This window comes from Kosakonia sp. SOY2 (assembly GCF_027109175.1).
Lineage (GTDB): Bacteria > Pseudomonadota > Gammaproteobacteria > Enterobacterales > Enterobacteriaceae > Kosakonia.
Genome location: NZ_JAPVXH010000001.1, coordinates 888,009 through 912,087, shown reverse-complemented (window position 1 = coordinate 912,087; position 24,079 = coordinate 888,009). Strand labels below are relative to the sequence as shown.

Below are 24,079 nucleotides of genomic sequence, written 5' to 3'. Positions count from 1 at the left end.
TCTCGTGCAGAAGTATATGAGAGAAGCGGGTCAGTTACTGGCGCTCGCCGTGCCGGTTATTTTCGCGCAGGTCGCCCAGACAGCCATGGGTTTCGTCGATACGGTAATGGCCGGTGGCTACAGCGCCACGGATATGGCGGCGGTGGCAATCGGGACCTCAATCTGGTTTCCCGCCATTCTGTTCGGCCACGGTCTGCTGCTGGCGATGACGCCGGTGATTGCCCAGTTAAATGGTTCCGGACGTCGCGACAGAATTGCCCATCAGGTTGGTCAGGGGTTCTGGCTGGCGGGCCTGGTCGCGGTGTTGATCATGATTGTGCTGTGGAATGCCGGTCATATTATTTACGCCATGCACAACATCGATCCGCAACTGGCGGATAAAGCCGTGCGTTTTTTACGTGCGTTGATGTGGGGGGCGCCAGGCTATCTCTTTTTCCAGGTGATGCGTAATCAGTGCGAAGGCCTTGCCCGCACGATCCCGGGTATGCTGATGGGGTTTGTCGGCCTGCTGGTGAATATCCCGGTGAACTACATCTTTATTTACGGCCATTTCGGTATGCCCGAACTCGGCGGTGTGGGCTGCGGCGTGGCGACCGCGTCCGTCTATTGGGTGATGTTTATTTGCATGCGCCTGTACGTTAAACGCGCCCGCGCGATGCGTGATATTCAAGCGATGCAACGTTTTGCCAAACCTGACGTCGCGGTGTTAAAACGCCTGACTCAGCTCGGGCTGCCCATTGCACTGGCGCTCTTTTTCGAAGTAACGCTGTTTGCCGTGGTGGCGCTGCTCGTTTCGCCGTTAGGCATTGTCGATGTCGCCGGACATCAGATCGCGCTGAATTTCAGTTCCCTGATGTTTGTTTTACCGCTCTCGCTGTCAGCGGCGGTGACCATTCGCGTCGGGTTTCGTCTCGGCCAGGGTTCCACGCTGGATGCGAAAACCTCAGCCCACACGGGGTTGTTGGTCGGCATCTCCATGGCGGCGTTAACGGCGATTTTTACCGCGTTAATGCGTGAGCATATCGCGCTGATCTATAACGATAATCCACAGGTCGTGACGCTGGCATCGCACTTGATGTTGCTGGCGGCGATTTACCAAATCTCCGACTCCATTCAGGTGATTGGCAGCGGTATCCTGCGTGGTTATAAAGATACGCGCTCGATCTTTTTTATCACCTTTATTGCTTACTGGGTGCTGGGTTTACCGGTGGGTTACACGCTGGCGTTAACCGATTTAGTGGTCGACAGAATGGGCCCTGCGGGTTTCTGGATGGGCTTTATTATTGGCCTGACCTCGGCGGCGATAATGATGATGCTGCGGATGCGTTACCTGCAACGTCAGCCCTCGGCAACCATTTTGCAGCGCGCTGCGCGCTAAAACGTTGATAGCCGCCCGCTGGCGGCTACTTTCACGACATTTTGCTCAGTTGTTCCGCAATCAGGTGAATTGCGTGAGAAATTTGCCATTTTCCGCTTGCCACATCTCCGGCCTGCCGCTAATATTCGTCCCCGTTGTCAACCACAACACTGCGTTCATAGCTCAGTTGGTTAGAGCACCACCTTGACATGGTGGGGGTCGTTGGTTCGAGTCCAATTGAACGCACCATTCCTTTTCAGTGCGTCCGTAGCTCAGTTGGTTAGAGCACCACCTTGACATGGTGGGGGTCGATGGTTCGAGTCCATTCGGACGCACCATTCTTAGTCATTCTCAGCTTTATCCCTCTTTTTCATCTCAGCATATATTCACCGCCACGCCGACTCTGCGTTAGCGACAGCGATCAAGCTACCGTCTCCGAATGTGCATAAAAAAAAAGCCGCACCTTACGGCACGGCTTTTCGTGTTACTTCCTGGCTATCAGAAGCCGACTTTCAGCGTGATTTGACCGCCGTAGCCGCCAGTGCCTGCGTCATTAATGCTCCGGGTGTAGCCTGCCCGCACCCCGAGGGTAACGTTATCGCGGATCTGACCGTCAATGCCGACATCCAGCGCCGCAGCGGTGCCGTCCTGATCCGGATTGAACGCAACCTCGCTGCCTGCTACGCCTGGTGCGCTGACGTTCAGCGTACCCTTCGAGTCGAAGGTCTGGATGAAGGACGGACGCACCCACCAGCTTACCGGTACCGGTTTGCCAGTCTCTTTCAGCGTCGCGTTGTTGCCCAGACGCAGACCGGCACGCACCTGCTGGCTGTGACCATCGCCGAACTGCACGTCTGCAACGTCATCATTACCATCTTTCAGGTTCACGCCGCGATACTGGTACTGCACCTGCGGTTCCAGCACCAGGCCGCCGCCGATCTCAAACGGCAGACCGGTTTCGAAGGAGCCAACATAGCCCCAGCCGTGAGTTTTCAGACCGTCGCCATCGCGCGGGTTGGTATCGAAGTTGTGACGTGTGCCCTGGGCCACCACATCTATCCACCAGCCGCTCTCATGCACGCCGTTAAGGTAGAGGCCGCCGCTGTAAGCGTCATCACGTACCGTACCGGCTTTCGACTTGTCGTTGCGCTGCACGTCGACGGCAGAAAGCCCCGCCGCACCGTACACCCCAACGGTCCATTCCATGGCAGAAGCCGAACCCTGCCACAGGTCGCTACCGATCTGCAGGAAGGTATAGCCGCCTTTACTGTCCGGTGTGTTGCCGTTACGCAGATCGTTGCTGCCGTGATCGTGGCTCAGTTGACCGGCCTGGAAACGGGCCCACATGTTGCTACCGCTTTCGGCGGCGGTACGCGCCGCATAGCGACGGGCATCCAGCGAACCGAGCAGCGCACTGTCGTAGTCCATGGCCTGCGCATAGACAGAGCTATAGAGATACGTCGCCGAACGGTAGTTCTGCGGGCCGTTCTCGTTGCCACCGGCTTCAGCAGTCGTCAGATACCAGCTCTGGTCGGCGCTGCCCTGTTGCAGGGTGTAGTTATACGCCCCCGCCTGCAGGCTGCCGCTGAGACTGAAAGCATCATCGGTCGTGGTCGCGCCGTTGATGGCATTCACCACCTGGATGCCGTTACCGGTGGTACGTGCACCCAGACCGCCCTGGCTGCGAATGGCGATCCGCGTATTACCGGTGGCGGTGCCGCCGTCCAGCACCAGGCTGTCGCTCACTGCGCTATTACCGTTAAACAGGGTGTTCAGGGTAATGGTGCCGCCATTGCCCACCAGATTGGTAACCGTCAGGGTTTTCGGAACGAACGTCCCGGTCGGTGCCTGGTAATCGATCGAGCCGCCCAGCGTCAGGTTATTGAGCAGGGAGTCTGCGGTCATCAGCCAGCTTGAACCGGCATCGACGGTCAGGTCGGTCGGGTCGATCATCCCGGTCAGCGTAGTGCCGTTGGTCAACTGCAGCGAGGTGCCGCGCTGGGCGATGATGTCGGTCACGGCATCCAGCCCGCTGAACACCAGCGTACCGCTCTGCAGATAAGTACCGCCCGCCTGATTAAGCGCACCGCTCAGGGTCAGCGTGTTATCACCTTCTTTATACAGCGTACCGCTACCGTTGATGGCCGCGTTAACGGTGTTGGCACTGGTATCAGTGGTGATACGCAGTTCGCCGCTGTTGTTAACATTGCCGGCAAGCGTAGCGCCGTCGTTGACTTTGGTTATCCCGGTCAGCATCCCGCCTTCGGCGACACTCAGCGTACCGTTCTCGCTTACCACGGTGTTGTTGGCACTGCCGTCAGCGGCAACCGACAGCAGACCGCCGCCTTCCAGCAGCACGCTATCGGCAACTTTATTGGCAATGGAGAAGCTGCCAAGTGCGTTGGTGCCGTTGAGCGTGGTACCGGTGCCCGCCATCAATGCTGCGCCGCTATTGAGATTGATATTGGTGACCGTTGCGCCATCTTCCAGCGCCAGCACGCCGCCGCGCTCAATCGCCGTCAGATCCGCCGTACCACCGGCGCGCACGAACTGGGCGCCGCCTTTGCTGACGGTCGTGGCAATCGCCGTGCCGCCAAAGGTGACACTCTGGGTACCGTTTTCGCTAACAGTGGACGAGGCGACGGTACCGCCCTGATTGACCACCTGATCGCCAACCACTTTGTTGTCGATAACGATCGCGCCATCATTGACGTTCTGGATCCCGCCCTCACGGATAATGGTCGAGATCACCGTCCCGCCACTATTCACGTTCTGGGTACCGCCATTGTTAATGGTGGTGCTGATGGCGGTACCGCCGTTCAGCACGTTCTGGATCCCACCGGCCTGGATGACAGCAAGTATTGATGAACCGCCACTGAAGATATTCTGGATGCCGCGCTCGTAGATCGCCGTGCGAGTCGCGGTCCCGCCGCGGTAGACGTTCTGCACGGCATTCGCCGAAAGATCGGTATCAACGGCACTGCCGCGCACATTCTGCTGGCTGGAGTTGATCATCGAAGTGTTCACCGCCGTTGCGCCCGCAGCGATGTTCTGCACTGCAAAATCATCCATCAGGTTGTTTTCTGCACGCCCACCGCTGTACAGGTTCTGGATGCTGTTGCGGTTACGGGTATCGGTCACTATCGCGCCGTCGTAAATCCCCTGAACCGCACCATCGCTCAGCACGGTAGAGGTGGCTGAACCCCCGCTATAGATGCGCTGTTCCGCCCGGGTGATCTCCGATCCGGTGGTGGTGCCAAAGACCTCCTGAATACCGCCATCAATCACCACAGAGACTTCGGCATTGGCATTTTTGTTGACAACCTGACGCCCGCCGTTTTTCACGATGCTGACAATCGAGGTACCGTCAACCACCTGCAGGCCACCATCGACAAAGGTGAAGTCGGTTACGCCGCCGGAGGCAACATTTTGTCTGCCGCCAGTGGAGATGGTGCCACCGTAGGTGTAACCGCCCGCGTTAACGTTCTGCACGCCACCCTTTTCAACGAGAGTTTCGAAGGCCTGCCCACCGCTGCCGATATTCTGCGTACCGCCCAGCAGGCGCGCGGCGAAAGATTTCGCGCCGTTATTGATGTGCTGCTCACCGCCATTCATCACGGTGGAGATCGCCACAGCAGAGTTACTGAGGATCTGCGTCCCGCCGGCATTAATCACGCTCTGGCGTGCCCAGCCATACGGGTCAACGATCTGCGCACCGCCGTTATTAATCACCGCGTCGAACGACTGGCCGTGTACGCGTTGTACGCCACCGCTGTTAATCAGCGTGCCGCTGGCCTGACCGCTCTTGGTCACCAGTTGTACCCCGCCGTCGCTGATGCTGGTACCGGAAGCCGAACCTTCCACCAGTTGCGTACCGCCGCCGAACACCGTACCGTCAGACGCCGCGCCGCCAGCGGAAATGTGTTGCACCCCACCGTTATTGACGATCGAACCGGCAGCGAGGCCGCCGTAGTTGACGATTTGCTGACCGCCGTTATTGATCACGGACGAGATGGCCGTACCGTCTACGCTCTGCACACCACCGCTGTTGATATGGGTGTCGGTGGTTTTACCGCTCCCTGCCACCAGTTGCGTACCGCCATCGTTCACGCTGGCACCGGAGGCAGTACCTTCCACCAGCTGCTTGCCGCCGCCGAAGATGGTGCCCTCAGACGCCGCGCCGCCGAGATTGATGTGCTGCAGACCGCCGCTGTTCACCGTGGTGCCTGCCGCCAGACCACCTTTATTCACCAGCTGGATGCCGCCGTTGCGCACCACTGCCGAGGTCGCGTTGCCATCAACGCTCTGCACGCCGCCGCTGTTGATCAGGGTGCCGGTCGCTTTCCCGGTGGTCGTAACGTTTTGATAAGCGCCATCGTTCAGGCTGGTACCGGACGCCGTGCCTGCCACCACCTGTTTACCGCCGCCAAAGATAGTGCCATCAGTCGCTGCGCCGCCAAGGTTGATGTGCTGCAGGCCGCCGCTGTGTACAGCAGTACCTGCCGCCAGGCCGCCGTTATTCACCAGTTGGATGCCGCCATCGCGTACCACGGATGAGGTGGCGCTGCCGTCCACGCTCTGCACACCGCCGCTGTTGATTTGCGTACCGGAGGTTTTACCGCTGGCCTGCACGATCTGCTGACCGCCATCGCTGACGCTGGTGCCGGACGCGGTCCCTGCCACCAACTGTTTACCCCCGCCGAAGATAGTGCCATCAGACGCCGCGCCGCCAAGGTTGATATGCTGCAGGCCACCGCTGTTGACGATGGAGCCTGCGGCCAGCCCACCGCTGTTCACCAGTTGCACGCCACCGTTGTTCACCACGGCGGAGGTCGCCGAGCCGTCAACGCGCTGCAGACCGCCGCTGTTGATCAGCGCGCCCATGGCAATGCCGCCCACCTGGACGTGCTGAATGCCGCCATCGCCAATAACCGTGTCGCCTGCCATACCCGCGACCTGCTGCGTTCCACCCAGCAGCGTCGTTTTTGACGCCGCGCCGCCGGCACGCACAATCTGCACACCATCTTTATCGACGCGGGTGTCGTTCGCATGACCGCCGCTGCGGATCAGCTGTTTACCGCCGGTGTAGACGATCGTGCCGTTAGCGGTGCCGTCAACATCCTGGAAACCGCCGTCATAGATTTTGCTGTCGATGGTTTTCCCGGTAACGTGAACCTGTTGCACACCGCCAGAGTCCACCCGGGTGTCGGATGCGGTGCCTTCGACAATCTGGGTACCGCCAAACAGCAGCGCATCCGAGGCAGCGCCGCCTTCGTTGATATGCTGCAGACCACCGGAATTAACCAGCGAGCCTGCGGCAAGCGCGCCGGAGTGGATCAGTTGAACCCCGCTATCGTTGACTACAGCGGAGATCGCCGTGCCGTCTACCGCCTGAGTGCCACCGCTGTTGATGATAGTGTCGGTGGCTTTACCGGTTGCCTGAACAAGCTGGTAGGCACCGTCATTGATGCTGGTGCCGGAGGCCGTACCGGCAACAACTTGCCGACCGCCGCCAAACACCGTGGTGTCGGACGCTGCACCACCTTCATTGATGTGTTGCAGGCCGCCACTGTTAACGGTCGCGTTATCCGCCAGACCGCCGCTGTTCACCAACTGGATGCCGCCTTCATAAATAACCGATGAGTTGGCTGTGCCATCCACGCGCTGCAGGCCGCCATCGTTGATCAGCGATCCGCTGGCGCTGCCACCGACCTGAACGTGCTGTACGCCGCCGGCACCGATAATGGTATCTGCCGCTACGCCCGCCAGTTGCTGAATACCGCCCAACAGCGTGGTGAAGGCGGTTGATCCACCTGAGAGTACATTCTGAATCCCGCCGGTGTTAATAACTGCGCTGGTGGCGGCACCGCCGCTGCGGACTTTCTGCAGGCCGCCGTCGTTCACTTCAGCGGAGAAGGAGACGCCGTCCACATCCTGTTTACCGCCGGCGTTAACCACCGCATCACTGCTCATGCCGCTGGCGTGGATCTGCTGCAGACCGCCGTTATTAATGATGGTGCCGGAGGTGGTGCCTTCCACCAGTTGGGTGCCGCCGAGCAGAATGGCATCGGATGCTGCACCTCCTTCGCTGATATGTTGCAGACCACCGGTGTTCACCACGCCGCCCGTCGCCAGCCCGCCGCGATTAACCTGCTGCGTCCCTCCAGCATTGACGACAGAAGAGATGGCCTGGCCGTCTACGGTCTGCGTGCCGCGATTGTTGATGATGGTTCCGGTGGATTTGCCGGTTTTCTGCACCAGCTGCGCACCGCCATCGTTGACGCTGGTGCCGGATGCGGTTCCCGCCAGTACCTGGGTGCCACCGCCAAACACCACGCCGTCAGAGGCTGCCCCGCCCTGATTAATATGCTGAACCCCGCCGCTGTTCACGATGGTGCCCGCCGCCAGCGCGCCGCTATGCACCAGTTGGGTGCCGCCGCCGTTGACCACTGCGGAGATAGCGGTGCCGTCTACGGTCTGCGTACCGCGATTGTTAATGATGGTGCCGGTGGCTTTACCGGTTTGCTGAACCAGTTGCGCGCCACCGTCGTTGAGGTGCGCACCGGATACCGTGCCGGCCACGACCTGATTGCCGCCGCCAAAGATGGCGGTGTCGGCTGCGGAACCGCCGACGTTAACGTGCTGGACACCCCCGCTGTTTACCGTCGCGTCCTGAGAGAAACCACCGCTATTGATGAGCTGGATGCCGCCGGCGTTAATGACGCCCTGGACGGAACTGCCGTTAACAGCTTGCACGCCACCAGTGTTAATAATCGTCTGGCTTGCCACCCCGCTTTCCTGCACAGTCTGCACACCACCAGCGCCGACAACGGTGCTATTAGCCCTGCCGGCGACCGCCTGCGTACCGCCGCTGTTAAGCTGCGTGCCCGTTGCCGTCCCGTCCGCTTCAACAATCTGTGTCCCATTAGTGACAACGGTACCGGTCGTCTGGCCGTTCTGCCGCACAATCTGCGAACCGCCATCCTGAACACGCGTATCCACGGTCTGCCCGCCCGCCACTATCTGCGTACCACGGGTGCTGATGGTATGATTGGTGGTTAAGCCTCCAGAGCGCACATTCTGAACCCCCTCCTGCACCACCTCATCCCGCGTCGAACCAGTGACGTCCGGGGTAAACGCCATCGCCCCGCTGCTTGCGAAAAGGCCACCCACCGCCGCCGAGATCAACACCGCGCCGCCTGCGCGCTTGCCTTTCGCCCGGGTCAGTTCTGAAACCACCACAAACGCCCGCTGAACGTCATTCCATACCAGCCGGTAACTGCAGTTAAGACTTTTTTTCATTTCTGTGTCCTCAAAACCCGTCTCTCATCCGTCAGGCGGCATGTTGATCGGGGTCTGCCAGTGCTGTTGTTTTGATGCCAAAGGGATTGCTTCGCAGGGCAATCAGCCGACGAAGATGACCGATGACCTGCTTACCAGTGATAAAACGTGTGCATTCGTACTGCCGGTCCGTGCCTTTGTGGCGCGGACACCAGAAATAGTCCTGATGGTCAAAATTAAATCGCACGTCATCCCAGCAGCCGTTGCAGACATGGGTGTTGATGACGCGCCAGGGGGTATGAAATTCGCTGTTCGGCAGGCTGAATCCACTGATCAGCACCACCGGAATATGGCAACCCCAGGCAAGCCAGGAGAGACCGCTGCCGAGGCCGATAAAAAATTCGGCGTGTTCCAGCAACGCCACGCGTTCAGCGAGGGGCAGATTGCCGGTGAAATCTTCCGCGCCGTGGGGGATTTTGTTCCAGATGTACCCGCGGCCTACCACACGCTCTTTGTCGATACACAGCACGCGGTAGCCCTGCGCTTTCAGATAGTCGATAACTTCATGCCAGCCATTGCCGTTGTTCCAGAATTTGGCCTGGCTGGTGGACTGGGTCGCGATGCAGACATAGGGTTCAGCGATACGACGCGCGCTGCGCTGGCGCAGGTCCGGAACGATTTCTGTGGGATCGACGCCGAGAATATGTCCGGCGGTGCGGTGCAGACCGACAGCGCGAAAATCAAATGGCTGCTTGTCGAGATCGCCGTGAAAAAAGAGCCCGACGCGCCAGCTGGCGTAATGCGGCTCACTCACGCCTGGCCCGGCCAGCCACTCTTCTGGGGTAGCACAATTGAGCTGCGGATAGACCGGCTTGAAGAGATCGACGATCGGCTGTGCCATGGTGCAATGAACGTTGCACTGGTACGTCTGCCGAAAGCGTTCAGCGTAAGGTACCCAGCCGATGAGGTCGCCCAGCGTACCGCCGGGAAAGGAGATCAGTACCGTTTTGCCGCGCATATCCAGAGCGTGGTCCAGCACGGGCTCCGGCTGGACGCCGTCCCAGACCCGCAGACGAAACGGCACGTAATATTTTTTTGTGCTGATTACCCAGCCCTGCGCGACATCGTCGGCAAACAGAATATTTCCCGTTTCGTCATCGCTTATTTCTACCCGCCAGTTACCAGCTGGCAACAATAACCGGGCACCGTCATTAAAATCGTACAGAATGCCCATCGGTCCCTGCTGGGTCGGAATTTCTGGCGGCGGAATAAAAGCATATCCCTGTCCAGCAACAGCGGAAGTTGTCATCACCCAACCTTCATCATGAGTAAACGCATTTAATAAGGCTGGCAGTAAATAATAAGCAGGCACCAGCCGACCTCCGGAGTTAATAATCCGGAACGAAATTTTTTATAAATTTTTCGGGTCTCATCAAGAGTCGCTTAAGAGTAGTAACAAGGCGTTTTATTGCAAATTCTTTCTAAAAGTTAAAGACCTTAAGTATCAACAATTTAGTTTTATACCACTTTCGCAATTCATTCTGCTTTTTAATAAAAAACAAGCAGTTAACCATCAACAAAAGCAAACATTTTAAGATTATCCTTAAAACAAATTTCATGCAAAAACGTGATGTTAATTCAGAAATATAAAATATATTTCCACCCTTTTAAGCAGTACTCCTCGGATATATCCGCCTCGCTGATGCAAAAGAGAGAAGTAAAAAACCCGCCGCCCCGGCGATTATTTAAAAAGCAAACTGGCGCACACTTTTTATTAAATTAATACCCACAACCCCTTGCGCATAAAAAATAAACAGAAAAATCTTATTGTTTATTTTCCAATCTCAGCAGGCGAGAAAGTAAATAAGCGGAGCCGTAAAAGAGAAATAACGCGGCGTGAGAGTGGATCAAACTGATACCATTACGATGGCCAGGCCGCGGACTGCCTCGGCTACGCAACGGTTGCGCAATTTTGTGATAACGGTTACACAACAAATCAACAATGATGATAAATTCGTATTTTGAAACGGCGTTTTTAATTCCTTTCTGTCGATGTCGACGCTATAATGCCGCCACCCTAATTTGAATGGATTCAGCTGATTGAACTGTAAAACAAATTACTCACATCAATTTTTCCCCGATCTGGCTGAATCTCAGGCACACATTCTTCTGCACGCTTTTTTGATGTCACCTATCCTTAGACTGTGGCATCGCTCTTTTCGCAACACAGGTTTGACTCCGGAGCCGTGCGCTAACCGGAGCGTAAATTCCCAATCCTTCTCAACTCAAACTTAAAGACCAGAACTGTCATGAAAAAGACCAAAATTGTTTGCACCATCGGTCCGAAAACCGAATCCGAAGAGATGCTGGCGAAAATGCTGGACGCTGGCATGAACGTCATGCGTTTAAACTTCTCTCACGGTGACTATGCTGAGCACGGCCAGCGCATCAAAAACCTGCGCAACGTGATGAGCAAAACCGGTAAAAAAGCGGCAATTCTGCTGGACACCAAAGGTCCGGAAATCCGCACCATCAAACTGGAAGGTGGCAACGACGTCTCCCTGAAAGCAGGTCAGACTTTCACCTTCACCACTGACAAATCTGTTGTCGGCAACGCGGATACGGTTGCCGTGACCTACGAAGGTTTCACCAACGATCTGAGCGTTGGCAACACCGTACTGGTAGACGATGGTCTGATCGGTATGGAAGTGACCGAAATCGTTGGCAATAAAGTTATCTGTAAAGTGCTGAACAACGGCGACCTCGGTGAAAACAAAGGCGTTAACCTGCCAGGCGTTTCCATCGCCCTGCCGGCGCTGGCTGAAAAAGATAAGCAAGACCTGATCTTCGGTTGCGAACAAGGCGTCGACTTTGTTGCGGCCTCCTTTATCCGTAAACGTTCTGACGTGGTTGAAATTCGTGAGCACCTGAAAGCTCACGGTGGCGAGAACATCCAGATCATCTCCAAAATTGAAAACCAGGAAGGCCTGAACAACTTCGACGAAATCCTCGAAGCCTCTGACGGCATCATGGTTGCGCGTGGCGACCTGGGCGTAGAAATCCCGGTTGAAGAAGTGATCTTCGCGCAGAAGATGATGATTGAAAAATGTATCCGCGCTCGCAAAGTCGTTATCACTGCGACCCAGATGCTCGACTCCATGATTAAAAACCCGCGTCCGACCCGCGCTGAAGCTGGCGACGTGGCGAACGCCATCCTCGACGGCACCGACGCCGTGATGCTGTCTGGCGAATCCGCTAAAGGGAAATATCCGCTGGAAGCGGTGACCATTATGGCCACCATTTGCGAGCGTACCGATCGCGTGATGACCAGCCGTCTGGATTTCAACAACGACAGCCGTAAACTGCGCATCACGGAAGCGGTTTGCCGTGGCGCTGTTGAAACCGCTGAAAAACTGGAAGCTCCGCTGATTGTTGTTGCGACTCAGGGCGGCAAATCTGCTCGCGCTGTACGTAAATATTTCCCGGATGCCACTATTCTGGCGCTGACCACCAACGAAGTGACCGCGCGTCAGCTGGTGCTGAGCAAAGGCGTTATCCCGCAGCTGGTGAAAGAGATCTCTTCTACAGATGATTTCTACCGTCTGGGTAAAGAAGTGGCGCTGGAAAGCGGCCTGGCAAGCAAAGGCGACGTAGTTGTTATGGTTTCCGGCGCACTGGTTCCGAGCGGCACTACAAACACGGCTTCTGTCCACGTTCTGTAATAATCGCCGGACAATTCAGCCTGATTAAAAAAGCGCCCTTGCGGCGCTTTTTTTTATATTCCCGCCCCCATTTAAAATAAAAAATCCAATCGGATTTCACTATTTAAACTGGCCATTATCTAAGATGAATCCGATGGAAGCTCGCTGTTTTAACACGCGTTTTTTAACCTTTTATTGAAAGTCGGTGCTTCTTTGAGCGAACGATCAAATTTAAGTGGATTCCCATCAAAAAAATATTCTCAACCTAAAAAACTTTGTGTAATACTTGTAACGCTACATGGAGATTAACTCAATCTAGAGGGTATTAATAATGAATCGTACTAAACTGGTACTGGGCGCGGTAATCCTGGGTTCTACTCTGCTGGCTGGTTGCTCCAGCAATGCTAAAATCGATCAGCTGTCTTCTGACGTTCAGACTCTGAACGCTAAAGTTGACCAGCTGAGCAACGACGTGAACGCAATCCGTTCCGACGTTCAGGCTGCTAAAGATGACGCAGCTCGCGCTAACCAGCGTCTGGACAACCAGGCTCACTCTTACCGTAAGTAAGAGTTCCTGTAATGAAATGGCGCACTCGGTGCGCCATTTTTTTTGCCTGTAACTTCCCTTTCTTGTTCGCCTACTGCGTTACCGCCTCCTGTTGGGCTTCTGCATCCACCGTCGTACCTTTCGCATTGTTCTGTACGGACAACACACTTTCTTTCGACGCTGCCGCCGCTGTCTTAACCGGAATTGCTATCGGGTAACCCGCACGACGATTCAACGCCTGCGTAATCATGCCACTATCACCACCGGCATTATGAATAAACGCTTCCAGCGCGGGAGAGAAGGTGATCGGCACCGTCTGCGTATTTTCTTCAACCTTTTGTGCCAGCGGACGATGCACTTCAATAAAGTGCCGCCCGTCAGGCTCTACGGTGTATTTCACCGGTTCGTTGATAATCGTCACGCGCGTACCAGCCGCAACCTGTGCAAATAACGCCTGGATATCCGGCGCATTCATGCGGATACAACCTGAGCTGACCCGTAACCCAACGCTGTCCGGCGCATTGGTACCGTGGATAAGATATTCGCCATTGCCAATCCCCAGACGCAGCGCAAAGCGCCCTAACGGGTTATTTGGCCCTGCGGGTATCACCGGTGGCAATTCAATACCGTTGGCTAATGAACGCGCGCGAATGCCCGCTGTCGGTGTCCAGGTTGGGTTCGGGATCTTCTGGCTGACCCGCGTCACCGAAACCGGCGTTTCCAGCCCCTGTTGGCCAATACCTATCGGGTACACCTGCACACTATTTTTCCCAGGCGGGAAATAATACAGCCGCAACTCGGCCAGATTAACCACAATCCCTTCGCGCGGCGTATCGGGCAAAATCATTTGTGAAGGGATGGTGACGATCGTACCCGGCCTCGGTACAGGTGCAATCGTGTTATTGGCTTCAAGGATCAACATTGCTGCCGTGTCGAAATGACGGGCGATGGCCTGCAGGTTTTTATCCCCCGCCTGCACGGTGTAAGTCTGGTTTTGCCCAATAACGCGGCTCCCGTCGGCAGGCAGAGGATATACTGCCGCACGAGCCACCTGGAGTGCGCTTAGGGCGCCGAAAAGATATAAGGAGAGCAAAGACGCGCGTTTCATACTGAAGTTCCTGTATCCACTGACAAGGTGTCAGAAAGCTGAAGATCCAGCGAGGCGTATAACGCCTCGCATCGTAACAGGATGAAAAATGGTCTTTTAAGTTTAGCTAATGTTGGCGGCTTTGTTGCGAATCGCGCGGATCATCGCCTCAAGCCCCTGTGAGCGAGAAGGCGTCAAATGTTGCGTAAGGGACATCTTTTCAAACCACGGGCGCACGTCAAACGCCACAATATCCTGCGCGGTCATCTGCTGATAGAGCACAAAGACGATGGCAATAAGTCCTTTGACAATCGCGGCGTCACTGTCGCCTGCCAGCTCAATCACCCCCGCTTCATTGCGGTGCATGACAATCCAGACCTGGCTCTGACAGCCCTGAATAACGTTCTCAGGATTGTGTGCGTCGGCGCTTAATTCCGGTAGACGCTGCCCCAGCTCAATAATATAGAGGTACTTCTCTTCCCAGTTGGCACAGCGGCTAAAATTGCGCAGCAGTTTCTCTTTATCGGGTAATGCGGCCATTTTTGCCTCTCACGTTAGCCCAGTAACTGATGAATGCGTTTCAGGCCAGTTACCAGACGATCCACCTCTTCTTCCGTATTGTACATAACCAGTGACGCGCGACACATGGCGGGAACATGGTAAAACGCCATCAGCGGCATCGCACAGTGGTGGCCGGTGCGCACCGCAACGCCGTAATTATCGAGAAAACTGCCGACATCATAGGCGTGGTGTTTCCCGAGATTAAACGCGATGACGCCCTTGCGCTGCGCCGGGCCATAAAGCGTCAGATCCGGCACATCCGCCAGCGCATTGAGTGCGTAATGCATCAGCGTCTGCTCGTATTCACCAATCGCTTCCAGCCCCAGCTTGCGGACATACTCAATTGCCGCACCAAGCCCGATAATGCCGCCTGTGTTCGGCGTACCGGCTTCAAAACGCCACGGCGCTTTCGCATAAGTTGTGCCTTCGGTCAGGCTCACAGTGGCGATCATCGAGCCGCCCCCTTCCCACGGCGGCATATCCTGCAAGATAGCCTCTTTGGCATATAACACGCCAATACCCGTAGGCCCATACAGTTTATGCCCGGAGAAAACATAAAAATCGCAATCCAGCGCCTGCACATCCACCGGATGGTGCATGACCGCCTGCGCGCCGTCCACCAGCACTTTCGCACCATGCTGATGCGCCAGCGCAATGATTTCCGCCACCGGGTTTTCGGTGCCCAGCACGTTCGACACCTGCGTGATCGCCAGCAACCGCGAGCGTTCATCCAGCAACGTTGGCAACACATCCAGTTGCAGCGTGCCATCCTGGTTAAGCGGGATCACGCGTAACTCCGCGCCCACGCGCTCGCACAGCATCTGCCACGGAACGATATTGGCGTGGTGTTCCATCGCGCTAATGATAATGTTGTCGCCCGCGCGCACCTGGCTGTTACCCCAGCTGTTCACCACCAGGTTAATTCCTTCGGTCGTGCCGCGCACAAACACCAGCTCTTCCGGCAACCGTGCGTTAAGGAACGCAGCTGCCTGCACCCGCACGTTTTCCATCCGCTGGGTGGCTTCCGCACTGAGCGTATGAATACCGCGGTGTACCGCCGCATACCCGTGGCGGAAAAATTCAGCTTCGGCATCAATGACCTGGTTCGGTTTTTGCGCACTGGCCGCGCTGTCGAGATAGGCCAACGGTAGTCCGTTCACTTCACGCTGCAGCACCGGGAAATCGGCGCGAACGGCGTTCACGGGAAAACTCATACTCTGCCCCCTGCCAGGCGCTGGCTGATACGCGCCAGAACCTGTTGTTTCAATGCTTCGTCGCTAATGGCTTCCGTCAGTTCAGCCGCGAAAGCATGGATTATCATCTGTTGCGCCGCCTGTTGATTGATGCCGCGCGAGCGCAAATAAAACATCTGTTCATCATCAATGCGGCCTACCGTCGCGCCGTGGCTGCATTTCACATCATCGGCATAAATTTCCAGTTGCGGCTTGGTATCCACCTCCGCCAGACGTCCGAGCAACAGATTATTATTGGTCATCTGCCCGTCGGTTTTGATGGCATGTTGCGCAACTTTGATCAGGCCATTAAACACCGCGCGGCCTTTATCGCTGACGATGGTTTTATGTAGCTGGCGGCTGTTGCAGTAGCCCTGATTATGCTCAAGCCAGGTACGGGTATCGCACACTTCCGCTTTCACCGGCATCGCCAGGCTGTTGATGCGCAACTGCGTGTTTTCGCCATTAAGTTGCGTGCTGGTGTTGTGGCGCAACACCGCGCCGCCGAGCAGGAAACTGTGACTATCTGCCGCCGCATCCGCCGCAAGCAATATGTCATTGTGCGCAAAGTGGTAGCTTTGCGGATTTTCAAACGCCAGTTTGACGTGGTGCAGGTGCGCATTCGCCGCCACATTCATCGTCAGGCGTGAGCCCGTAAAGTGGCGCGCATCGTTCAGGCTGACGTAATGTTCGTAAATTGTCGCTTCCGCCCCCTGGGCAAGCTCAAGATGGTGGCGATAATGGGCGGTATTCATCTCGTCGCCCGCCAGTCCTTGAGTAATATGCATAAGCAGCAACGGCTTAGCAGGACGCTGGTTACGCGCTACCTGAATCAAGGTCACGTTCTGCGCCAGGCTTTCTGTCAGATGCAGGAACACTTCCGGCTGCACCGGTGCAGGCAGCGCCTCCCGCACATCGGCAAATTTGACCTCAAAACCAGAACCCGCGGTGTCATCGCTCAGCGCCGCGTTAAACTGACCATCGACAAACACCAGTCGTACGGCATCCACCGGCAATGCCAGCGTATCGCGCTGCCCGGCACCAATCGTGCCAGAGGTATTCACAAACTGGCTGTTCAGTAAGCCTTCCAGCGGCGTGTATTTCCAGTTTTCATGTTTGCGTGTCGGCAACCCTAAACGCAGCATTTGCTGCAGATGCTGCTGCGCCGATTCAGAACGCGCACCGCCCTGCGTTTCAAACAGATGATGCCACTGTTGCAGCGCGTTACTGCTGTTCGGTAAGCCAGCCATAGCCCTGCTCCTCCAGTTGCTTAACCAGCGTGAAATCACCGGATTTCACGATGCGCCCCTGATACAACACGTGTACAAAATCCGGTTTGATGTAATCCAGGATCCGCTGGTAGTGCGTGACAATGATAAATGCGCGTTTTTCGTCACGCAGTGCATTCACCCCTTCGGCAACAATTTTCAGCGCATCAATATCAAGACCGGAGTCCGTTTCATCCAGAATGCACAGATCGGGTTCCAGCACCGCCATTTGCAGAATGTCGTTACGTTTTTTCTCACCGCCGGAGAAACCGACATTGACCGAACGGGTAAGCAGATCTTCCGGCATTTTCAACAGTTTAATTTTTTCCTCCATTAGATCCTGGAAATCAAAGCGATCCAGCGCCTCTTCGCCGCGATATTCACGCACCGCATTAAGCGCCGTTTGCAGGAAAAACTGGTTACTGACGCCGGGGATCTCCACAGGATACTGGAACGCCATAAACACCCCTTCACCGGCTCGCTCTTCCGGCGAAAGCTCCAGCAAATCTTTGCCTTTAAACTCGACGCTGCCACCTACCACTTCGTAATCTTCACGTCCGGCCAGCGTCGCGGAAAGCGTACTTTTCCCGGAACCGTTCGGCCCCATAATCGCGTGGACTTCACCAGGGCGCACGTCCAGGCTCAGGCCGCGCAGGATCTCTTTATCTTCAACGCTTACCTGCAAGTCTTTAATACTTAACATTTCTTATCCTTTAATCCTTAACCGACGCTGTGTTCAAGGCTGATAGCCAGCAGTTTTTGCGCTTCAACGGCGAACTCCAGCGGCAGTTCAGAGAAAACGTCTTTACAGAAGCCGTTGACGATCATGGAAATGGCATCGTCTTCACTGATCCCGCGTTGCAGACAGTAGAAGAGCTGGTCTTCACCAATACGCGATGTCGTGGCTTCATGCTCAAGCTGCGCGCTGTTATTACGGCACTCGACATACGGGAAGGTGTGCGCCCCGCAATCCGGGCCAATCAGCATCGAGTCGCACTGTGTGAAATTACGGGCATTGGTCGCCGTCGGCATGATTTTCACCAGCCCGCGATAGCTGTTCTGGCTGTGTCCGGCGGAGATCCCTTTGGAAATAATCGTCGATCTGGTGTTCTTGCCGATATGGATCATCTTGGTGCCGGTATCTGCTTGCTGATGCCCGCTGGTCAGCGCGACGGAGAAGAACTCACCGATCGAGTTATCGCCGCGCAGAATGCAGCTCGGGTATTTCCAGGTGATGGCGGAGCCCGTCTCAGATTGCGTCCACGACATCTTGCTGTTTTCGCCTTCGCACAGCGCACGCTTGGTCACAAAGTTGAGAATGCCGCCGGTGTTGTTATCCCCCGGGAACCAGTTCTGCACCGTGGAGTATTTCACTTCCGCGTCTTTGTGGATGATCACTTCCACCACTGCCGCGTGCAGTTGATAGCTGTCGCGCACCGGTGCGGAACATCCTTCGATATAGCTGACGTAGCTTCCTTCATCCGCCACCAGAATGGTGCGCTCGAACTGGCCGGTTTTTTCCGCGTTAATGCGGAAATAGGTCGACAGTTCCATCGGGCAACGCACGCCTTTCGGGATATAGATAAACGTTCCGTCAGAGGCGACGGCGGCGTTAAGCGCGGCGAAAAAGTTGTCATTGGAAGGCACCACCGTTCCGAGGTACTTTTTAACCAGTTCCGGGTGGTCATGGATCGCCTCGCCGAACGAGCAGAAGATGATCCCTTGCTCCGACAATTTTTCCCGGTACGTCGTTGCCACCGAGACGGAGTCAAAAATGGCGTCGACCGCCACGTCTTTACCTTCGCGTACCGGAACGCCAAGCTGGTTAAAGGCCTCTTCGACCTCTTCCGTCAGCCAGGCATTTGCACCGGTCTGTTGCACCGCACCGGGCTGCGAGGCGCACGTGTCGTCGCAATTGCCACAGGACGGTGCGGAGTAGTAACTGTAATCCTGATAATCCAGTTTTTCGTACTGCGCTTTCAGCCAGTGCGGTTCTTCCATCTCCAGCCACGCGCGGAAGGCGTTCAGGCGGAATTCGAGCATCCAATCTGGCTCGTTGCGTTTCGCTGAAATGGCCCGCACGACATCTTCATTGATGCCTTTTGCCAGCTCGTCGGTGCTCAACCGGGTAAAAAAGCCCTCTTTATAATTGAGGTTGCCGCCGGTCCAGATTTTGACATCGTCAGTTGCTTCAGTATTACGAGACATAGTACCGCCTATACCCCGAAACTTTCGCCACAGCCGCATTCGTGCTGGGCTTTCGGGTTATGAAATTTGAAGATCTGATTTAAACCTTCACGCACGTAATCCACTTCGGTGCCGTCAATAAACGGCATCGCTTGCAGCGGTACGTAAAGGCGTGCGCCGTCAGATTCGTAAAGCAAATCGTCTTCGCTCGGCTCCGTCACGGTATCGAGTACATAACCAAAACCTGCGCAACCCGTCTGCTTGATACCCAGCCGTACGCCGAGCACGCCGGCCTGCTTACTGGCCAGCGCACGGATATGTTCTGCAGCAGCGGGTGTCATGGTTAGCCCCCGCCACGTAAAATCTTGCGGATTAAATGATTCCATCGTTTACCTCACATCAGCAGATCAAAGGCTCATAATGCTATGTTAGTGATAATGATTATCACTTCAACCTCTTTTCCGAAGGGTTATTCCCCACAAGCCCCTTTTTTCGGCACATGGTATAAGCATAGACTCTGCGCAAAGGCTTTACAGGTAAGTGAAAATTTGTTTAATAAATTGATAAATAATGACTTTAGCGGGCACAGCGGCGAGAAAGAGATGAAAACGAAAAGATGTATAGCCAATGCCTATTATTGAAATAGGGTTTCGGTATTTTTTACTGTAAAAAGTGGCCCGCTTATCAAAACATTATCTTTGCGTGTAACGGCGTCTTAAACGCATAACCCAAACTTCGGCAATTTGTGTTGTTAAATTAATCTCCAGTGATATCAATAGGCCGCACGTCGACGGCAAAATAGTCATAGCAAAAAAGTTGAACTGGATGCTGGAATGAGTGTCCGAAAGCGAGGATTTTTTACCACATTTGAGTAAGTTATGGATAAAACAGCGTTGATTTTGTTACTGCTCGCGGTGGTGGTTCTGGTGGTGGGGTTATGGTCAATTTTCAGCGAAACGCTATGGATAGTAGCCAGCTTCCTGGAAACCTTGCTTTACCCAACTATCTCCACGCCGGAGTGAGGTTATGGTGTTCTGGCCGCTCTAGCGAAAATGGCACTGGGATAAGAAAAAACGTTCAAAAAATAAGAAATTACTCCCTCATTTCTCAGATGAAGTCAGTTATCTTCGTTTTTTTGAAAATGCGCTCACGTCGCTGAGCCATCAAACAAGGAGAGTATTGATGAATGCAAAACCAATGATGTCTTATTTAGATAGCGGAACGGGTTTTCCCGTGCTGTTGGGCCACAGCTATTTGTTTGATAAATCGATGTGGTCGCCGCAAATTGAAACGCTCAGCCAGCACTTTCGTGTGATAGCGCCAGATTTGTGGGGACATGGCGAATCCCCCGCGTTGCCAGGCTCCCCCTCCTCTCTGGCCGATATTGCTGCAGACCATTTGTCTTTAATGGATTCGCTCAAAATCGACCAGTTTGCCGTGGTCGGCTTGTCGGTTGGTGGAATGTGGGGAGCAGAACTCGCAGCCGCCGCACCTGCGCGGGTTAAGGCGATAATGTTATTTGATACCTTTATCGGCGATGAAACCGATCTGGCGCGAGAGCGTTATTTCGCGATGCTCAACGCCATCGATGCGACTGGCACCATTCCCCCGGAGTTACTCGACTATATCGTCGGTCAATTTTATTCGCAGTTTGCCGCGCCTGCAGATGTTCAGCAACTCACCGCTTATCTTTCCTCACTTTCTGCTGAGCAACTTCGCAGCAGTATTGTGCCGCTCGGTAAATTGATTTTCGGTCGACCAGATCGGATGACCATTCTGGATTCTGTGGCTTGTCCGGCGCATGTGGCAACGGGTGAACTGGATCTGCCGCGCCCGCCCGTGGAAGGGCGACAGATGGCTGAAGCATTAGGTTGTCAATTCACACTGATTCCAAATGCGGCGCATATCAGTAACCGGGAAAATCCTGAATGTGTTTCACAATTGATCGTCGATTTCCTGAAACAACATTGTTGATCCCTCATTACATTGCGAAAGCCAGGTAATTAGCCCACCCGGCGATAGTCTATTGCTAACCCTTTAATTAACCGGACGGGAAATACGTTTCCCGTTCGTTCTTCTTGTTATTCGAGACCAGGTTATTACTGTCATAAAACTGTCATTATATTTTTATGTTTGGCCATCTATTTTTAAACGCATCCTGAATACACCTTCAATACCTCGGTTAAACAGCAAGGCCCAAAAAACGAATAAAGATCCAGGCTTATAAACACGCGTGCATTACCAGCAGACATCTTACTAATGGTTAATATTGTTAATTCATTCGTGCTTTATTGTCATAAGCCAAACATCGGGCAGGAGCGCGTTAAGCATATTGGCGGCCAGTTACCTTTCCCACAACAAAACAACAACCTAACACAAACTCATTGTAAGTCTAACCACCACAAAACCGCCAAAAAATAAATATTAAGAATAATCTTCTTTGTTAATTTATAGATTTAAGCGATCATTTTCATGATAGTAATAGATATAGACTATCAAAATAAGATAATCGATCATTTAAAACAATTTTCAATCATTATCAGGGCCTGTGTAGAATTGAAAATTGTTTATTAAGAATGTCCTGTTCTTTTGAGTAGGGGCGAAATCAGGAAAATGAAAATTAACACACTGGAAATTAATGGCAGAAAATTCCTGATGACGGCAGAGTTTCATCCCATCATTACTCTCTCAGGAAAAAACATTCTCCGCTATCAAGCGGTGGCGCAATTTTATAACGCTGAGGATTTTCTCATTCCCGCAGAGCAAATAGCCGCTCTGCTGGAAGAAACGTCGGTCAGCAGAAAAGTAACCGATTTTATTTTTGAAGTTATTTGTCATGTACTAAAAATGAAAGAAACAATGACGGTTTCATTCATTTTATCGCCGCAGCTGGCTAATGATATGGATCATCTTACCCAGCTCCTTGAACGCTGCCAGCACAGTAATATTGCCCCGCAACGTATCGAAATTGAGGTCAGCGACAAAATGACTTATCCTCAATTTATCAGTAAGTTACCTTCATTAAAGAAAGCCAAAGAGTATGGCTTTATGGTTTCACTCGGTAAATTTGGCTGTGGAAATGAACATGCAGAGCGCCTGCAATTGTTTGCGTTCAATACTATTAAAATCGATCGTTCCCTTGTCGATGGCATTGCCCGCCACCCGGCAAAACTTTCAACACTGCACCGTTTCATTGATAGCGTAATACCTGCCGGGACGAATGTGATTTGTGAAGGCGTGGATAGCACAGCCGACCTCGCTCTGCTTAACAGGTATAACGCCGGCGGTATTCAGGGGTATACCTTTTCCCGCCCGCTAACTTTTAAGCAACTCCAGCTACTGGAGGGGTTTTAAACTCTCATAAAAGCCGCTGGCGGGTGATTGGGTAAAGGCGCTATCCCAGGCAGGCTGCCCGTGTACTATTCATCTGCGTTTTCGCGGGTGCAGACGATCGCTTTATCGTTGGTGTGCTTGCTGTCCGCGTAGAAGAAGGCTTTTTTACCCGTTTCAATCTGCGTGATGATATGGATCGCCGCCCAGTTGGTAGCCTTGTTTTGATCCTGGCTGTCGGTATAAATCAGCGAGCGGCCGGAATATTGATCGGAGATATCATACGGATTCTCCTGTGGATTCGTGTAATGTCGACCATTGACAGTGAGCCCATCCGGTTCGACGCTGGCGCGGTACTCTTCACACTGCAATGTGATACCCGCAGCCGATGAATACGCCGATAATAAGGCTAAACAGCCGCCCGCAATAAACTTGACCATAACCATCCCGTATACATGTTGTTGGCAACAGAATAATACAACGCCCCTGAGAAGGGGCGCGTTAACAAAGGTTAGTTATAAAGCGAAGGTTCGCCGACCGGGCGGGTTTTAAAACGCCGGTGGATCCAGAGATACTGCTCTGGTGCGCGCAGGATTTCGCGCTCAATCACTTTGTTCATGTAACTGGCGGCAGCAAACTCATCCTGAACCGGATAGTCATTCAGTGCCTGGCCGATATGCAGCGAATAACCGGAGCAATCCTCTTTACGCACCATCGTGACCGTCAACATTTTCGCCCCGGAAAGGCGCGATAAAACGTAGGTGCCGTTGGTGGTGGCCGCGTTTTGCACACTGAAGAACGGGGCGAAAATACTGCCTTTGCGACCGTAGTCCTGATCCGGCGCGAACCAAACGGCTTCCCCTTGTTTCAGCGCATTGACCAGACCTTTCAGGTTACGGCGATCAATCATCGATTTATTGGAACGCATACGCCCGCGCGTCTGTACCCATTCCATCAACGCATTATTATGCGGGCGATAGGTTGCCATCATTGGCTGACAAAGCCCCATTACGCGCCCGCCGAGCTCCAGCGACATAAAATGCACACCGACCACCATCACACCACGCTGGCTGGCCTGGGCGGTCTGCAAATGCTGATAGCCTTCGACATCAAACCAGCGGCGTACACGCTTATCCGACCAGAACCACGCCATGCCGGTTTCAATCAACCCCATGCCCAACGACATAAAGTTTTTCGCAATCAGCCGCTCACGCAGTTCATCGCTCATATGGGGGAAACATAATTCGAGATTACGGCGGGCGATACGCTCACGGCGCTGCAGGAATCGACGTGATTGCCGCCCCAGCCCCGCGCCAAGGCGGGCAAGAACAGGATAAGGAAGTTGAACGAGCAGCCAGAGCAAACCTAATCCGGCCCATGTCACCCAATGGCGTGGGTGTAAAAATTCGCGCTTAAACGGTGTCATCATTGTTACCTAAAAGCCTTAATTCAGTAGCGCTTAAAGAGACAATGAATCACTTCATCAGGTCATTACGCGTTACAGCCACTCGCGCCGGTTGAAGACAAT

General features: G+C 54.2%; 18 protein-coding genes and 2 tRNA genes. 9 read left to right on the top strand and 11 right to left on the bottom strand.

What is annotated here, in order from left to right:
* Window positions 1-4: 4 nt before the first annotated feature.
* The 3 genes from mdtK to O3S68_RS04320 all read left to right on the top strand — a co-directional run bounded on the left by mdtK (window position 5) and on the right by O3S68_RS04320 (window position 1,695).
* Complete coding sequence (gene mdtK / locus O3S68_RS04330) at window positions 5-1,378, top strand: MdtK family multidrug efflux MATE transporter (protein ID WP_044489373.1); 1,374 nt, start codon at window positions 5-7, stop codon at window positions 1,376-1,378.
* A gap of 151 nt (window positions 1,379-1,529) precedes the next feature.
* Window positions 1,530-1,606 (top strand) — tRNA-Val (locus O3S68_RS04325).
* Window positions 1,607-1,618: 12 nt separating this feature from the next.
* A tRNA-Val gene (locus O3S68_RS04320) sits at window positions 1,619-1,695 on the top strand.
* Window positions 1,696-1,855: 160 nt separating this feature from the next.
* Here the strand turns inward: O3S68_RS04320 and O3S68_RS04315 are convergent.
* Window positions 1,856-8,659 (bottom strand): AIDA repeat-containing protein, encoded by a 6,804-nt coding sequence (locus O3S68_RS04315; protein ID WP_269230866.1) that lies wholly within the window; start codon window positions 8,657-8,659, stop codon window positions 1,856-1,858.
* A gap of 31 nt (window positions 8,660-8,690) precedes the next feature.
* Window positions 8,691-9,947 (bottom strand): autotransporter strand-loop-strand O-heptosyltransferase, encoded by a 1,257-nt coding sequence (locus O3S68_RS04310; protein WP_269230865.1) that lies wholly within the window; start codon window positions 9,945-9,947, stop codon window positions 8,691-8,693.
* Window positions 9,948-10,738: 791 nt separating this feature from the next.
* Between O3S68_RS04310 and ynhH the strand changes: the two genes are divergently transcribed.
* From ynhH to O3S68_RS04295, 3 genes are all read left to right on the top strand, one after another.
* Window positions 10,739-10,933 (top strand): protein YnhH, encoded by a 195-nt coding sequence (ynhH, locus tag O3S68_RS04305; protein WP_419177756.1) that lies wholly within the window; start codon window positions 10,739-10,741, stop codon window positions 10,931-10,933.
* A 14-nt stretch (window positions 10,934-10,947) separates the two neighbouring features.
* A complete protein-coding gene (pykF, locus tag O3S68_RS04300; RefSeq protein ID WP_016496308.1) occupies window positions 10,948-12,360 on the top strand; it encodes a pyruvate kinase PykF in 1,413 nt (470 codons plus the stop codon).
* Between the two features lie 310 nt (window positions 12,361-12,670).
* Complete coding sequence (locus tag O3S68_RS04295; RefSeq protein WP_007374746.1) at window positions 12,671-12,907, top strand: major outer membrane lipoprotein; 237 nt, start codon at window positions 12,671-12,673, stop codon at window positions 12,905-12,907.
* 70 nt (window positions 12,908-12,977) lie between these two features.
* On the opposite strand, the gene ldtE is transcribed toward O3S68_RS04295, so the two are convergent.
* From ldtE to sufA, 7 genes are all read right to left on the bottom strand, one after another.
* On the bottom strand, window positions 12,978-13,994 hold the full coding sequence (ldtE, locus tag O3S68_RS04290) for a L,D-transpeptidase LdtE (protein WP_269230864.1): 1,017 nt from the start codon (window positions 13,992-13,994) through the stop codon (window positions 12,978-12,980).
* A gap of 102 nt (window positions 13,995-14,096) precedes the next feature.
* Window positions 14,097-14,513: a cysteine desulfuration protein SufE gene (gene sufE / locus O3S68_RS04285; RefSeq protein WP_016496310.1), complete on the bottom strand. Its 417-nt coding sequence runs from the start codon at window positions 14,511-14,513 to the stop codon at window positions 14,097-14,099.
* 14 nt (window positions 14,514-14,527) lie between these two features.
* Entirely contained in the window at window positions 14,528-15,748 is a 1,221-nt protein-coding gene (gene sufS / locus O3S68_RS04280) for a cysteine desulfurase SufS (protein WP_269230863.1), read from the bottom strand.
* A complete protein-coding gene (sufD, locus tag O3S68_RS04275; RefSeq protein WP_269230862.1) occupies window positions 15,745-17,016 on the bottom strand; it encodes a Fe-S cluster assembly protein SufD in 1,272 nt (423 codons plus the stop codon). The genes sufS and sufD overlap by 4 nt, the downstream gene beginning before the upstream one ends.
* On the bottom strand, window positions 16,991-17,737 hold the full coding sequence (gene sufC, locus O3S68_RS04270) for a Fe-S cluster assembly ATPase SufC (RefSeq protein ID WP_016496313.1): 747 nt from the start codon (window positions 17,735-17,737) through the stop codon (window positions 16,991-16,993). The genes sufD and sufC overlap by 26 nt, the downstream gene beginning before the upstream one ends.
* 17 nt (window positions 17,738-17,754) lie before the next feature.
* Complete coding sequence (gene sufB / locus O3S68_RS04265) at window positions 17,755-19,242, bottom strand: Fe-S cluster assembly protein SufB (RefSeq protein ID WP_269230861.1); 1,488 nt, start codon at window positions 19,240-19,242, stop codon at window positions 17,755-17,757.
* Between the two features lie 8 nt (window positions 19,243-19,250).
* The gene (gene sufA, locus O3S68_RS04260; protein ID WP_065368654.1) at window positions 19,251-19,607 is read right to left on the bottom strand and encodes a Fe-S cluster assembly scaffold SufA; all 357 of its coding nucleotides are present in this window, start codon (window positions 19,605-19,607) and stop codon (window positions 19,251-19,253) included.
* Window positions 19,608-20,099: 492 nt separating this feature from the next.
* Between sufA and O3S68_RS04255 the strand changes: the two genes are divergently transcribed.
* The 3 genes from O3S68_RS04255 to O3S68_RS04245 all read left to right on the top strand — a co-directional run bounded on the left by O3S68_RS04255 (window position 20,100) and on the right by O3S68_RS04245 (window position 22,575).
* Window positions 20,100-20,243, top strand: coding sequence for an Ecr family regulatory small membrane protein (locus O3S68_RS04255; RefSeq protein WP_147271666.1), 144 nt, complete (start codon window positions 20,100-20,102; stop codon window positions 20,241-20,243).
* A 160-nt stretch (window positions 20,244-20,403) separates the two neighbouring features.
* The gene (locus tag O3S68_RS04250; protein WP_269230860.1) at window positions 20,404-21,195 is read left to right on the top strand and encodes an alpha/beta fold hydrolase; all 792 of its coding nucleotides are present in this window, start codon (window positions 20,404-20,406) and stop codon (window positions 21,193-21,195) included.
* 639 nt (window positions 21,196-21,834) lie between these two features.
* A complete protein-coding gene (locus O3S68_RS04245; protein ID WP_269230859.1) occupies window positions 21,835-22,575 on the top strand; it encodes an EAL domain-containing protein in 741 nt (246 codons plus the stop codon).
* 65 nt (window positions 22,576-22,640) lie between these two features.
* On the opposite strand, the gene O3S68_RS04240 is transcribed toward O3S68_RS04245, so the two are convergent.
* A complete protein-coding gene (locus O3S68_RS04240) occupies window positions 22,641-22,991 on the bottom strand; it encodes a hypothetical protein (protein ID WP_269230858.1) in 351 nt (116 codons plus the stop codon).
* Between the two features lie 71 nt (window positions 22,992-23,062).
* Window positions 23,063-23,980: a kdo(2)-lipid IV(A) palmitoleoyltransferase gene (gene lpxP / locus O3S68_RS04235; RefSeq protein WP_016496320.1), complete on the bottom strand. Its 918-nt coding sequence runs from the start codon at window positions 23,978-23,980 to the stop codon at window positions 23,063-23,065.
* Window positions 23,981-24,079 lie beyond the last annotated feature (99 nt).